The following is a 14163-nucleotide window of genomic DNA, read 5'->3' on the forward strand; positions in this document are numbered from 1 at the left end:
AAATTATATTTGCAGGTATGATTCAACGGCAGAATGCTGCCTTCCCAAGGCAGACGTGAGGGTTCGACTCCCTTTACCTGCTCCATAACATTAAATCAAAACAGAGATACACTCTGCTTTTTTAAAGGAAAGCAGAGTGTTTTCTATTTTCCATAAAAATCACTAAAAATACTAATAACATTTTAATTAGCAAAGATGTATATGCTTCCTGTGATTTTTATTTCTCAAATCCTGCCCCTTATCTTCCCCTAGGTAATCATGCAAATTCCCCCTTTACTATTTTTAAGCTTAACTGTAAAATTATTGTAATAATAACGACCATAAATTTCATTTTTTATTATGTTTACAAAAATCACTTGCATAGAAACTCTCATTATGGTGCATCAAACGAGAGGATTATCAAAAAACCTTACCGTATACTTTAATTATAGGAGATGGTTGGATGGAATGGATAAACTGCTTGAATAAAGCAATACAGTACATCGAGGAGCACCTTATAGATGAAATAGAAATAGAAAAAGCTGCACAGATAGCTTTATGCTCAACCTTTCATTTTCAAAGGATGTTTTCTTATATGGCTGATGTAACTTTATCGGAATATATTCGCCGGCGTCGAATGACAAAGGCTGCATCAGATCTTCAGAAGAAAACCAATAAAGTCCTGGATATAGCCTTAAAATACGGTTATGAATCCCCTACTGCTTTTAACAGGGCATTCCAAAGCATTCATGGGATAACACCTTCTGCTGCAAGGAAAAGCGGTGCAGTTTTGAAATCCTATCCTCCTATCAGCTTCACAATATCAATTAAAGGAGATACGGAAATGAATTATAAAATTGAAAAGAAAAATTCCTTTAGAATTGTAGGGGTAAAAGAACATTACACCGAAGGAATAGACCAATCCTTTGCTAAGGTTCCAATGTTTTGGCACAAAGCAGGTCAGAGCGGCTTAATCCCATCTTTATGTTCTCTTATGGATAAAGAGCCCTTTGGAGTTCTAGGGGTATGTACCTCAGCTTCAAACAAAGACTTTGACTACTATATTGCAGCAGCAACAGATAAACCTTCTCCCTCTCAAATGGAGGAATTTATTATTCCTGAAACTAATTGGGCAATCTTTGAGTGCATAGGTGCAATGCCTCAAGCAATTCAAAAACTTCAAAAGAGAATTATAACAGAATGGCTTCCAACCTCAGGATACGAGTATGCTAATGCACCTGATATTGAGGTGTATTTTGATGGTGACCAGAGTTCAGAAGACTATAAATGCGAGGTTTGGCTTCCTATAATTAAAAAGTAAATTTAAATCCGGCTTTTAAATATTATGTTCTTAACTATTGTTTTCACAAGATTAAAGCACAATAGAAATTTCCCAAAGAAAAAACTCCCATAGCACTTGTATAAACTGTGCTATGGGAGTTTTTATAAAGGATCTATCTTTAAGCAGTTATTCTGTATAAGTATTAATTAGCATATTTGTATACTAATCCAGAATCCTTACATATAAATCATGCTTAACCTCCAGGCCATTTTCTTCATAACCATAGTCTATTTTAAATTCGTCAGTATTATAACCTCTTGCATCAGCCCAATTATATATCTCTTCGAAGGCTCCAGGTATTTCTGTTAAATCTCCCTTATGCACCGAATAGAGATATCTATCAGAGCCTATTTCCATATAGGTCATATCATGAGGAATATCTTCAAACCTTTCTACCTCTGCACAAATCAGCTGTGTGTAAACGCCGCTATCCTCCTGAAGACAAATATCCATATATGAATTACCTACTTTATGTTTAATTTCGTTAGCTTTATTAAAAAACCACTGCCAAGTCTTATCCATCTCTTGAGAAAGAGTCTGCCAATCTCCCTCAACCTTTATTCCTACAACCTTGAAGCCCTTTTTTTCTACTATTTCCATTATAATACCTCCTGGTATATTAAGATTATTTGAAGCATTATCTTAAAGTTTTCTTTAACGCCTCCTCATCATACCACTGGAAAAGCTAGACTTACTTCATTTGTAAAATATGGTATATTGTACAGTTATTATATAACACTGCTTTACTCCATTCAATGAACTAAATTTAAATCTTTTTTAAAATAATATGAACGGATTTAATATAAAACTCTATTTAAAATAAATATTATAAATATTATTTAAGTCCATAAATATATATTCATCAGGATTATTAAAGAACGCCTTATATTTTCCTTCCTTTGATTTACTATATACCAATTGGTAGATTCTCTTTTCAGGATTACCCTCGATTTCCTCCAGACTATCTTTAGAAAGATGGGCTATTTTGTTTTCCTCCTGATTATCTTTAAAATTAAGATGTGAAGCCAATAAAGCTGGATACTTTCCTTCTAATTCTGCCTTAACTATAAACTTATCCTCTTCCTCCTTTATTTCACTAATGTAAAAGCTTCCATAGTTTCCGGAGTATATTTTCAGGGTATTCAGTTCTTTTAATTCAAACTCCTTTTCTTTAGCGGTTTCAGTCATATGACTATATCCATAAGCAAGCTTAAGTAACTTTGGTTTTTCTATATTATCAAGCTTAATAGTAAATTGCATAGGCTTATTATCTTCTTTAGAAGCACTCATACGGGATTCCAGCTTATATCCCCTTTCATCCATAACCCAAATTTGATGTATAAATCCTTCTTTTAAATTATTCTGATGATTATTTTTCTTATCTTCTATGCTTCCAGTAATCACAGTTTGAAGTGGAGAATAGGTAGCCTTTTCAATATTTACTTTGTAGTTGCCGCTATTTATAGATTCATCTACATTCACTACAGCGCTGATTTCCTCAATTTTACTTTTATTAGCTTCGCCCTTTAGATTCCAGCTTCCATTAATTCCTGCAGTTTTAGATATACTCCATGAAAAGTTAAAATTCTCCGGCAGGGAGTCATGGGGAATTATGGTTATATAGTACTTAGAATTATCCCCTTGGGATACAGAATAATCTTCAGCTGGCTGAACTTTATATTCCTTTCCTTCTATAAAAAGCTTGGAATTATTTATTTCTAATTTATCTAAAGGTACCTTGTCTGATTTAATTTCATAAGAAAATCTAATTCCATAATTGTCTGCAGCTACTTCTTCTAATGTTATTTCAATACCTTTGTCCATAGTTGATGTTTGAACCTTTGTGGAATATTCGTCCATTTTCCCAGGCACAATTCCTCTATCTTGAAAGTACTTAAACACAGAGCCTAAAACAGGAAGTTCACCTGCATATGTAGGAAAAGATAATCCCATAATAATAAAAAGTCCAAAGGCAAGAGAAGCTGCTAGAATCGGTGTTCTTTTTTTATAATGAATTTTATCCTTAGAGGGAAGCTCTCCTAACACCTCTTCTATCTTATTATTTAAAGAAGCGGGCGCTCTATCCTTACTTAATTTAGATTTAATAAAATCATCTATATGCTTATCCTTCATTATTATTTCTCCTCCTTTAACAATTGGTAAAGTTTATGCCTTGCCTTAGAAAGCCTTGTCTTAATGGTTCCCTCTGGAATATCCATTAAAGAACTTATCTCCCTTATGGTTAAATCCTCATAGTAATACAAAACCACTAAGGTTTTTAAGCTGTCATCCAAGGTATTCACAGCATCTTTAACCTCAAAATTTTGGAAATTTTCATTAAAGGTAGTTCCTTTTAAAACATTTGGATCAATAATTTCTTTAGATTTTTTTCTATGAATGGTATTACATTCATTGATCAATATTCTAAAAAGCCAGGTTTTAAAATATTTATTGTTTTTTAATGTTTGTAAGTTTATATAAGCCTTGAGTACTGCCTCACTTATAGCATCCTCAATATCCGCTTCAACAGTTAGGATGGTTTTTGCAATTCTATACATGGAATCTTTGTTTTCCCATATTAAGCTTTGAAAGGCCTCTTTATCCCCCTTCTTAGCTAGTTTTACCTTAGCTGAAACAGAAATATCATTTTGAAATAAAGTTAATTCCAACAAACTTCCCCCTCTCTTTCTTCAACTGTTAGATGCATCACAGGAAGTTTTGGTTTTTTTAATTTAAATAATTATTAAAAAAGCCTATTAAAATTCAACAAATATATACTTCTTTTTCTCATGTAAATATATTATATTAGATCGTTAAATATAAAAAGCAAAATTATATGAATATATAATAAGCAACTGAGGAAAATAAAGGATTAAGGGAGAAATTATAGAATTTTATAAATAAAGCAGTTATGAATAGTGGCATGTTAAACCTAATTTAAAATTGTTTATATTTCTAACATCTGAAAGTTATATCCTATAATAGGAGTTTAAAGGAGAATATTAATGACTAATAACTCTATAGAAATTCAATCAAAATGCAATAACCAAGATGTCCATAACTCTCTTGGTAAAATTATAATTTTAAATGGTGCTCCTCGTTCCGGAAAATCAAGCATTGTCGCAGCAATTCAGCAGACCTTTCATGGAGTATGGATGAATCTGGGTGTGGATCATTTCATGTGTATGACTCCAAAGAAATTTTTACCTGGTATAGGCCTGCGTCCTGGTGGAGAAAGACCTGACCTTGAACCTATCATTATAGACATGTATCATGCTCTTTATGAAAGTATCGCCGCTCACAGTAGATTAGGATTAAATGTAGTTGTAGATGTAGGTCATCACGATAATTATTCTGTACCAAGGGGTATTTTATCCCACTGTGCCGATATTCTTCATGGACTACCGGTTTTATTTGTTGGTGTACGCTGCCCATTAGAAGAAATTATGAAAAGAAGGGAACTCACTGGATACAAAGGAATTGATGAAAAAGGTAATGTATATCCTCCCATTTTGCTTTGGCAGGAATATGTCCATCTACCCGGTATCTATGATATTGAAGTAGATACTTCCATTCACAGTCCTGAAGAATGTGCAGAATTGATTTTAAAAAGGCTTTCAGATGAAACTCCAGCAACAGCTTTTCATCAGTTAAGCACATAGGATAAAAATCACAAAAATCCATATCATACTTAAAAGACAATTTGTATTACCGCTAATATATAATGAACTTTTAGAAAGGAAGGGATTATTATGAAGAGTAAAAAATTAGCTGGAGAAAAGGCTGTAGAATATATACAAAACAACACCCTTGTAGGGCTTGGAACAGGATCCACGGTTTATTACACCATAGTAAAGCTGGCTGAAAGGGTTAAATCTGGCCTTAATGTTAAGTGTGTGTCCACTTCTTCATCCACCACAAAGCTTGCCAAGGAACTAGGTATCAATATGGTCCCTCTTCACGAGATAGAATATATTGATGTAACTATAGACGGTGCTGATGAAGTAGATTGTAAGCTCAATGGTATAAAAGGCGGAGGAGGAGCACTTCTTTACGAAAAACTAGTTGCTAAAGCCTCTAAAAAAGTAATCTGGGTGGTGGACAGCAATAAAAAAGTAGAAACCCTTGGAAAATTTCCACTCCCAATAGAGGTTGTACCTTTTTCATATAAACAGTTATATGATAAATTCTATTCTTTAGGTTATAATCCCAGCATAAGAATGCTTAATGAGTCTTATTATGTTACAGATGCTCAGCATTACATAATAGATCTTCACTTAGATAAAATTGAGAATCCTTATGTTCTTGAAAAAGAGCTTAAAATGATGTCAGGAGTGGTAGACACAGGATTGTTTTTAGACATGGCAGATACAGTTATTATAGGTTATGAAGATGAGGATAAAGTAAAAATAATTGAAAGATAAAATTGACACTGATCATTTACTCATTACATACTCATTAGCTGCCCATGGATTAGTCATCTATTAATTATTATTTAGTTGTAAGATAACTAATTAATAATTAATAGCTCGATTTTCAGGATATAATTATTAATAAAAGATCTGAACAAAAAAGTTACTTATCAAATAAAAAACTGCTGACAGTATACATTATGAATACTCCCTTTATGAATACAGTTAAATCATAAAACTGTTTTTATAAAGTGGAATTTCATTATACTTTCAGCAGTCTTTATTCCTTATTTCCATATGGTATCTAATTTATCAGAGTAAAAAGTGATAGAATTTCTATACCTCTTAATATTCTCATCTTCTGTAGTCTCTACAAGATCCTTAAGCAGTATTTCCATCCCCTGAGCTGCCTCTCCTAAATTATATAAAGTCATAGCATAAAACACATTAAAAGCTCGATTTTCAGGAAATAATTTCAAAGCTCTTTCAAAGGTGTCCCTTGATTTTTTATATTCCCCTAAGGTTCTGTAAGTGCTCCCTAGTCCCAAAAGAGCTCCTTGCAAATCTTCATCCCTAAGCCCACCAGCTATAGCCTTTTCATAATAAGGCACAGCTCTGCTTTCTAGTCCTAGAACATCAAAACTCCAGGCGCACTGATAATTAACAAAAGAGTCCTGGGGATACTTTTTCGCAAGCTTTACAATTAATTCGTTAGATTCCTTAAAAAGCTGTTGTCTTCTAAGCTCTAATACTTTATTGAGCTCTTCACGTTTTTGTTCTTCAGTTTTTAGCAGAATCTCTGTCCTGGTTATAACCTCATGAGGAAGAGTATTATTCAGCGCCCTCTCAAGCAGCTGAGGTTTATCTACTCCCTTTTCCATAAAATAACTTTCAATAATATCAACCTTTTTCTCTCTTCCAGGTATTAATTGATACAATATATACCAATCCTCTAACGCTGTAAAAGGAAGAACTATATTTTCTTTATTTTTAAAAAGATTTATAGCATCGGGATAAAATATGTATTCATAGCTGCCGCAGTCATGGTTTATAGTGAAGCCTGCCATAACATCAATATCTATATCTTCAATCTCATACTCATAAAAATATCTTGTAGAATAAATATTCAAAGGATTATCCGGCTTCTTTTTCCCCATTTCTTTTAAAATATCGTCAACTTTTTTAATATCCTTCAAATCCACCAAAATGTCTATGTCATTTGGATTCTCCACCAAACCATAATGATTCAGCAAAAGTGAAGCTCCTATTGCCCAGGTAATATTTTCGTCATTAAATTTTTTTGCTATTAATTCTAACGTTTTAAACATCTCAGTTACCTCCTATGTAATATGTATTAGCCCTTTACTCTTACAATTTATGCATTATATACCATCTACCCCTGGGGTGCTTCCTTTTTAAGGAAGCACCCCAGGGGTAGTGGCATTTATTTACAGAACCCTAGCCATTAATATTTCATCGCTGAAATGTCCGTATCTTAAGGCTGAAGCCTTAAGAACTCCTTCTTCCTGAAAACCCAGTTTCTTATAAAGCTTATAGGCTTTTAAGTTTTCTGAAAAGACAAAAAGCTCTAATCTTTTTAGATTAAGCTCATTATCGCTGATGTAAATTACATATTCCATCAGCTTTGTGCCTATACCCCGGCCATGATAATACTCATTAACCATAATAGCTATATGACCTACGTGTTTTTTTCTTGGATTAGGATGTACACTTAAAGCTACCAGTCCTACTGGCCTTTCATCCACCTCTGCAACAAACCAATAATCATTGTCTCCTAAACCTTGAATCCTTTTATACAGCTTGTCCTGAGGTTCTCCTGGGTAAGCCAATATATTCTCCATAACTCCATTCATCTGTCTTATTTTATATATTTCCTCTGCATCTTCAACCTTTACTTTTCTAATAATAATTTCCATATACCCTCTCTCCTCTAACTTATAAACTCTCAATCTTTTGATAAACTTTACTCCTCAGTGCTTTATTAAAATTTCTTCCTTTATCAAAATGTTTATATCATTAAACCTTTAATCTCATATAATATATTGAAAAGTTATTTGGTTTTAACTGTTTTGTAAATTAACTTTAATCTATAAATTTCTTTTGAATATATCTTTATATTATATCATTTTTTCAAATATAAATATACAGTATTTGGAACCTCCCCTGGGGTGCTCCCTTTTTATGGGAGCACCCCAGGGGTAGCCCCAGTAATTTACATATCAATTTATGAAAGGATATTGTTATGATTAATTACCCATACAGCTATGGTTCTGCAGAAGAGAGCGATACTAATACCACAGGGAAAATCAATGTAACCGGAACTGCTACAGTTACTGCTGTTCCGGACACAGTTACAATTAACATCGGTGTAGTGACAGAGGATGAAAATCTGCAAAAAGCTCAAAAAGACAACGCTGAAATTTCTAACAGGGTTATAAACACTCTTACTTCCTTTAATATTCCAAAAGAAAATATAAGGACCTTTAACTATAGCATTGAACCTAAATATGAGTTTAAGGACGGAGAACAAATATTTAAAGGTTATACCGTATCAAATATCCTATCTGTTAAAACCAATGATATAAAAAATCTAGGAGCAATCATCGATAAAGCCACAGCAAGCGGAGCAAACAGAATAAACAGTATCGCCTTCTCTTTGGAGGATAACTCTATTTACTATAATCAAGCCTTAAATTCAGCTGTTAAGAATGCTGTATCTAAAGCTGTATCCATTGCCAGAACCCTTAGGGTACAAATTAATGAAACTCCTGTTAAGGTTACCGAAGAAAATATACCAACTGCTTTCGGTGAGCCCTCGGTAATGAAGGCTGTACTAACAACTCCTGTTATGCCCGGGCAAATAACTATTACAGCAAGGGTAACTGCTTTATTTAAATATCTTTTATAAAATCATTTATATCAGGAATAAATCAAATATAATCCTAATCCTACAAATATATAATTTCTTTAACTATATGGTAATTAAGTTCGTAAGCTCCTGCTTATAAACAGCAAAACACCATAAGGCAAAAGCCCTATGGTGTTTTCATCATATGTGAGGTTTCTGAAAATTCTACAAAACCCATTTTTTTATAAAATAATTCCGCATCATTTCCTGTTATTACGTTTAAACTTACTGCAGGGTAATTATTATAAGAAAGATTCGATACTCTCTTAACCATATTGGAGGCTAGTCCATTTTTCTGATAATCGGGATGAACAACTATATCCAGAATAAAAGGTAAATTATTTACTAATCCTACGGCACATGATCCTACAAGCTTATTTTCCGAGGAGTCATAAACTAATGAGGACCAGTAGTTAGGAATATCGTTATCCTTTATATGATTAAAAAATACATCTACACTTTTTATTTGAAAATCTAAAGTTTGTTCTGAAATATACTTTAAAGGACTTTTACTGTAGGTTTCATAATACAACTGAGCCATTTCTTCAGCATTTTCTTCATTAGGAATTGCAATTTTATATTTTTTATTCCAAATAACCTGATGCTTATTGGTAACTCCAACCATTAACTTATTTTTTCTGTCAACTCTAAATCCAAAACCCTCCCAATATCTCTCCATATCATTTTCTGCATCAGGGATAATTATTTCCTTTGATACATCGGATATTGAAGAGGAGTACTCAAAGATTACCCTAGCTAAATCCTCTCTTGCCTCAAAAGGAGGTACCATAAATGCACACTTTATCAAATTTGGTTTAATTAAAGCTCCTCCAACTATTTTACTGCCTTTAACTATCCAATAACAAAAATCTCCATTGGAATATCTCTGAATATCTTCTTTAATAGTTAAGGATTTCAATTCATTAAGATTACTAAGCCTATAAATCGCATGATACTTAGCCCACTCAGTAGGATTCGCCTGACAAACAGCATATTCATCAGTAATGTTAATGTAATTCATACTCATCACCTTTTCACCATTTAATAAATTATCAGTATAACAAAAAATATGATATTTGATATATGACTTTCCGCTTTAATGAGAACGATGATTTGTTAAATTATAAACAATTATAGTTATACTCATATAATATATTTACATTGTACCATAATTTTAACAAAAAACGTATATAATTGATAATTTACCATTAAATTTATACAAGATAAGCATGAGAGCATACCCATAATATCTTTTGAAGATAGGAATATACATATAAATAGATTCATATATTACTTAAGTCATCAATTAAATCGGAGTGATATTTTTGTCAAACCATAATATCTGTCCCCTTATCACCATGGCGGACTCAGATCTCATGTCCATGATTGATTCTGCAGTTACACTTGAGAAATTAAAAGACTCTAAAATTAATGCAATCTGGCTTGAGGCAACAGGATGTTCCGGCAATATAATCTCTCTTTTGGATGCAAAAAATCCTAATGCTTTATATTTTTTAGAACAAATGGTTAATCTTACCTATAATAACAGCATAATGGCCAAGGAGGGACAACAAGCCTTCGATATTTTTTTAAACACACTAGACACAGAATTTATTTTGTTTGTAGATGGTGCAGTGGCTTTAAAAAATAACGGAAAATACAACATAGTAGCCAGAAATAACGAAAAAGATATAACCGCTCTGGAGGCAGTTAAAATGGCAGGTGAAAGAGCAAAATATGTTATAGCTGTTGGTACCTGTGCTTCTCATGGAGGTATATCTGCAGCCTATCCTAACCCCTCTCAATGTGTCAGTATAAGCAAAGTTTTGAACAGAGAAGTTATAAACCTTCCCGGATGTCCCTGTAATCCAAGATGGGTTATTGGAACTGTAGCACACATAATAACCAAAGGAAAACCCGCTCTAGATAATCTAAACAGGCCTTTATTGTTTTATGGACATACAATACATGATAGATGTCCAAGGCGCTCTTTCTTTGACAGAGGTATATTTGCTTCAAAACTAGGAGAAGAAAGCTGCATGTTCAAACTTGGCTGCCGAGGTCCTGTCACTCGAACAGATTGTCCCATAAACAAATGGAATGGTCATGTAAATTGGCCCATTGGAGACAATACTCCCTGTATCGGCTGCGCTCAGGCTTATTTTCCTGACGGTATGGAACCCTTTATAAATTATTAAATAAGGAGGAATAAAATGAGTACGACAATCTCCTTAAATCCCGTTACAAGAATCAGCGGCTTCCTGCAGATTACTGTTAAACTAGAAAACAGCAAGGTTGTGGATGCAGAAAGCAGCGGTCTGCTTTTTAGAGGCTTTGAGAAAATGCTTATAGGAAGATCTCCTTTAGACACTGTTTACTTTACTGAAAGAATATGCGGTATATGCTCAGCCGCTCATGCTGTTGCAGCCTCCTTAACCTTGGAGGATGCTTTAAAAATCACTCCCGATAAGCCAAGCAGAATGCTGAGAGATATTATTCACGGTTTTGAATTTCTTCAAAATCATCTCCGTCAGTTTTATTTATATACTCTCCCTGACTTTGTTGTAACCCCTGACATTCAACCTGTTTATTCCCGTGAAAATTACGACTTGAGGCTTCCTGAAAGGTTGAATAATCTAATTTCCATACATTATGTTCAGGCTGTAGAATATAGCATGCTGTGTCATGAGGCATTAGCAGTCTTAGGAGGAAAAGCCCCTCACAATCACGGAATCTTTCTAGGAGGTGTTACAGAAAGTCTTAATGCCTATAGATATATACAGTTAAAGTCAATCTTATCCAAAGTCGAAGCTTTCATATCAGATTGTATGATTGAAGATGTTTATACCATTTCGGAATATTACAAGGAATATTTCCAAATGGGTAAGGGGCAAGGCAATCTCATGAGCTACGGTCTATTTAATTCCTACAACGAAAAAAATATATACAGTATTGCACCAGGCACTTTCATTGATGGGGTTATAGGAGAATTTAATCCAAAATATATTTCAGAAAATATATTTAATTCCTGGTATAAAGGGGATGTTCTGCAAAGTGATCTCTTTAAGGAAGATTCTGAAGCAGACATGGATAAACCTAATGGGTATACCTTTGTAAAGGCTCCCAGATACAAAGGATATTCTATGGAGGTAGGTCCTTTAGCAAGGATGATACTAAGCGGTAACTATAAAAAACAGGTATCCATGATGGACAGAACCATTGCAAGAGTCCTTGAAGCTAAAAAGATAGCTGAAACCATAAAAATCTTTTTAGATGCAGTGCCCTATGACACATTTTTACAGAAAGCATATGATATACCTAATGAAGCAATAGGCGCAGGACTTACAGACACTACCCGCGGTGCATTAGGTCACTGGCTCCAAATTAAGGATAGTAAGATTGCAAGTTATAATATTATTACCCCAAGTGTCTGGAACTGCTCTCCTAGAGATTCTAACGGAATGCTAGGGGTTATAGAGCAAGCTCTTGTAGGAACTGAAATAAAAAATATCAATCACCCTGTGGAGATAGGCCGGATAGTAAGATCCTTTGACCCCTGCATTTCCTGTGCTACTCATGTAATCAGTGACAAGCTTAATCCTCTTGAGATATTAATATAATTATGAAAAGAACTATAATAGCTATAGGAAACAGATTAATGGGAGATGACGGTATAGCCATAACTGTAGCTGAAAGCTTAAAAGGTAAGCTTATAAAAAGTAATTTTAATGTGATCATTGGAGAGACAGACTATATGTACTGTATAAAAAACATAGATAAGGATGACTTTATTATTTTGATAGATTCTACTTATTTAGGTTTAAAGCCTGGAACTGTCAACTGCTATACATTGGCTCAGTTAAAAAACTCCCAGCATTATTATAAGCCTCTATGCCCCCACAGCTTTTCTCTTCTCCACCACTTAATGAACAGCAGCCCTCTGAAGGGAATAATAATCGGTATTGAAGGATGTCGTTTTGAATATTCCATGGAATTTAGTGAGGAGATAAAAAGCTCCTTTGAAAATATACGCAGAGAGGTTTATGATTTAATACTTATAAAAACTAATTAAAAATTCACCTAAATGCTTACCCTAAAACTAATAAAGCCTTATTATCCTTACAGCTATCATAATAATAAGAACCGCTTTTTTTAAATTTTATAAAGGCATATACATTTCATACTGCTCTACACCATCTTTAGAAAAAGAATTTTTTCTCACGAAGTTATACACTGAAGAGCTGTTTGAAAAAGTCAGATAAACCTTAGATATATTGTTTAATAATGCAGCTTTATAGATTAAAGAGCTTGCCACCCCTTTATTTCTGTAGTTTTCCTGTACCCACAGCTGCATTATTTTTTCTCCTCTAATCGATAAAAAAGCTATTAAAGTATGTTCATCATATATCCCATAATTTTTAATATTTTCGCAGCAGGAGGAATATTCAAAACTATTCTGCCAATTTAAATGATAAGGCTCAAAAATTTCTTTTACCTTTGCTAAGTCTTTCATCTGTAACTCTTTTATTTCATTTTTATTATCATACTTGTTTAAAATATTAATATCTTCCAGGGTATAATAATAAAGGTTATAACATTTGTTAAAGCCGAATTTTTCGTAAGCCTCTACAGCTTTATGATTGTGAGTGATTACTTCAAGCATGAACTGCCTGCAGTTACTATTAACAGCTTCCTCATTTAGTAATTGAAGAAGCTTTCTGCTGATGCCTTGTCTTCTATATTCAGGAATTACACACATTCCTCCGCATCTTAAGGTCTTTACCCCCTGAAATTCCCGGATTCCACCTAAAGCCAATCCCACTGCTTTTCCATCTTCAGCTAGAGCTATAAATGAGCTTTCAAGCATATTCCCCTCTGCTCCAAAGAATCTTTCTTTAAACTCCCATAAGCTTGGTTTAACAAAAGTTATTACATAATCCGAAAATCCTGTGGAAAAAACCTCATGAAGCATATTAAAATCAACATCGCTGCACCTTTTAAAAATCATGTTACCCATCCTCCCGCATAATACTATTTTTTAAATTTACATCATCAAAACATTTTTTATAACAAACTTTTCATTAGTTACCTTATTTTCTTTATATAATTATAACCCATTTTATGGATATATTTAAGAAAATAAATAGCGAAACATCTTAGTTTAAAAATGCTTCGCCCTTTTTTATCATTACATTTAATTTATTTTATTTTTTATTCAAGTATTCTTTTAGTTCTTTTTTAGTTTCATCGTCGGTGAAGGCAGCTTCCACACCGTTTAAATAAATCCTGTTATAATCTTCCTGTAACAAATTAAATTCTTTATTTATTTTTTCAAATTCTTTAGTTAAGGAAGTATTGGAAACGGATCTGTTATCCGTATTTAAAGTAACCTTTAACCCGTCCTTAAGAAAGTTAATAAAAGGATGCTCTTTAATACCTGCAGCAGCTTTAGTTTGAACATTACTTGTAGGACAAACCTCCAGTGGGATTTCTTTTTCCTT

14 protein-coding genes, 1 tRNA gene and 1 pseudogene are annotated in these 14163 nt (G+C 33.3%); 8 read left to right on the forward strand and 8 right to left on the reverse strand.

Annotated features, from left to right (window positions below):
- Positions 1-11 precede the first annotated feature (11 nt).
- Together TA89_RS12770 and TA89_RS12775 are read left to right on the forward strand one after the other, a co-directional pair.
- Positions 12-85, forward strand: a tRNA-Gly gene (locus TA89_RS12770).
- Positions 86-442: 357 nt separating this feature from the next.
- Positions 443-1300, forward strand: a complete 858-nt coding sequence (locus tag TA89_RS12775; RefSeq protein WP_040213889.1) for an AraC family transcriptional regulator — start codon at positions 443-445, stop codon at positions 1298-1300.
- Positions 1301-1483: 183 nt separating this feature from the next.
- Here the strand turns inward: TA89_RS12775 and TA89_RS12780 are convergent, their stop codons facing one another.
- The 3 genes from TA89_RS12780 to TA89_RS12790 all read right to left on the reverse strand — a co-directional run bounded on the left by TA89_RS12780 (position 1484) and on the right by TA89_RS12790 (position 3990).
- On the reverse strand, positions 1484-1921 hold the full coding sequence (locus tag TA89_RS12780) for a GyrI-like domain-containing protein (protein WP_040213890.1): 438 nt from the start codon (positions 1919-1921) through the stop codon (positions 1484-1486).
- A gap of 210 nt (positions 1922-2131) precedes the next feature.
- Positions 2132-3454, reverse strand: coding sequence for a DUF4179 domain-containing protein (locus TA89_RS12785; protein WP_040213891.1), 1323 nt, complete (start codon positions 3452-3454; stop codon positions 2132-2134).
- Between the two features lie 2 nt (positions 3455-3456).
- Positions 3457-3990, reverse strand: coding sequence for a sigma-70 family RNA polymerase sigma factor (locus TA89_RS12790; protein ID WP_052447493.1), 534 nt, complete (start codon positions 3988-3990; stop codon positions 3457-3459).
- Between the two features lie 336 nt (positions 3991-4326).
- On the opposite strand from TA89_RS12790, the gene TA89_RS12795 reads away from it, so the two are divergent.
- Positions 4327-4983: a chloramphenicol phosphotransferase CPT family protein gene (locus TA89_RS12795; RefSeq protein ID WP_052447494.1), complete on the forward strand. Its 657-nt coding sequence runs from the start codon at positions 4327-4329 to the stop codon at positions 4981-4983.
- A 90-nt stretch (positions 4984-5073) separates the two neighbouring features.
- Positions 5074-5745, forward strand: coding sequence for a ribose-5-phosphate isomerase RpiA (gene rpiA, locus TA89_RS12800; protein ID WP_040213892.1), 672 nt, complete (start codon positions 5074-5076; stop codon positions 5743-5745).
- A gap of 275 nt (positions 5746-6020) precedes the next feature.
- Here rpiA and TA89_RS18900 read toward each other — a convergent pair whose 3' ends face one another.
- Together TA89_RS18900 and TA89_RS12815 are read right to left on the reverse strand one after the other, a co-directional pair.
- Positions 6021-7061 (reverse strand): tetratricopeptide repeat protein, encoded by a 1041-nt coding sequence (locus TA89_RS18900; RefSeq protein ID WP_082023939.1) that lies wholly within the window; start codon positions 7059-7061, stop codon positions 6021-6023.
- A 120-nt stretch (positions 7062-7181) separates the two neighbouring features.
- Complete coding sequence (locus TA89_RS12815; RefSeq protein ID WP_040213894.1) at positions 7182-7670, reverse strand: GNAT family N-acetyltransferase; 489 nt, start codon at positions 7668-7670, stop codon at positions 7182-7184.
- A gap of 326 nt (positions 7671-7996) precedes the next feature.
- On the opposite strand from TA89_RS12815, the gene TA89_RS12820 reads away from it, so the two are divergent.
- Entirely contained in the window at positions 7997-8662 is a 666-nt protein-coding gene (locus tag TA89_RS12820) for an SIMPL domain-containing protein (RefSeq protein ID WP_040213895.1), read from the forward strand.
- A 127-nt stretch (positions 8663-8789) separates the two neighbouring features.
- Here TA89_RS12820 and TA89_RS12825 read toward each other — a convergent pair whose 3' ends face one another.
- Entirely contained in the window at positions 8790-9683 is an 894-nt protein-coding gene (locus TA89_RS12825) for a GNAT family N-acetyltransferase (RefSeq protein ID WP_040213896.1), read from the reverse strand.
- Between the two features lie 355 nt (positions 9684-10038).
- Here TA89_RS12825 and TA89_RS12830 point away from each other — a divergent pair, with 355 nt between their 5' ends.
- Genes TA89_RS12830 through TA89_RS12840 form a run of 3 tightly spaced genes read left to right on the forward strand, consistent with a single transcriptional unit; the run spans position 10039 to position 12734 of the window.
- Positions 10039-10860 carry a hydrogenase small subunit gene (locus tag TA89_RS12830; RefSeq protein WP_242850141.1) on the forward strand — a complete coding sequence of 274 codons (822 nt, stop codon included), beginning with the start codon at positions 10039-10041 and terminating at the stop codon, positions 10858-10860.
- Between the two features lie 15 nt (positions 10861-10875).
- Positions 10876-12282: a nickel-dependent hydrogenase large subunit gene (locus tag TA89_RS12835; RefSeq protein WP_040213900.1), complete on the forward strand. Its 1407-nt coding sequence runs from the start codon at positions 10876-10878 to the stop codon at positions 12280-12282.
- 2 nt (positions 12283-12284) lie between these two features.
- Complete coding sequence (locus TA89_RS12840) at positions 12285-12734, forward strand: hydrogenase maturation protease (RefSeq protein WP_040213902.1); 450 nt, start codon at positions 12285-12287, stop codon at positions 12732-12734.
- A gap of 87 nt (positions 12735-12821) precedes the next feature.
- Here TA89_RS12840 and TA89_RS12845 read toward each other — a convergent pair whose 3' ends face one another.
- Both TA89_RS12845 and TA89_RS12850 read right to left on the reverse strand, forming a co-directional pair.
- Positions 12822-13670 carry a GNAT family N-acetyltransferase gene (locus TA89_RS12845; protein ID WP_040213903.1) on the reverse strand — a complete coding sequence of 283 codons (849 nt, stop codon included), beginning with the start codon at positions 13668-13670 and terminating at the stop codon, positions 12822-12824.
- 196 nt (positions 13671-13866) lie between these two features.
- Positions 13867-14163 (reverse strand): annotated as a pseudogene (locus TA89_RS12850) (adenosine deaminase); the annotation flags it as partial.

Origin of the sequence: Clostridium polynesiense (genome assembly GCF_000820705.1) — a bacterium.
GTDB lineage: Bacteria > Bacillota > Clostridia > Clostridiales > Clostridiaceae > Clostridium_AA > Clostridium_AA polynesiense.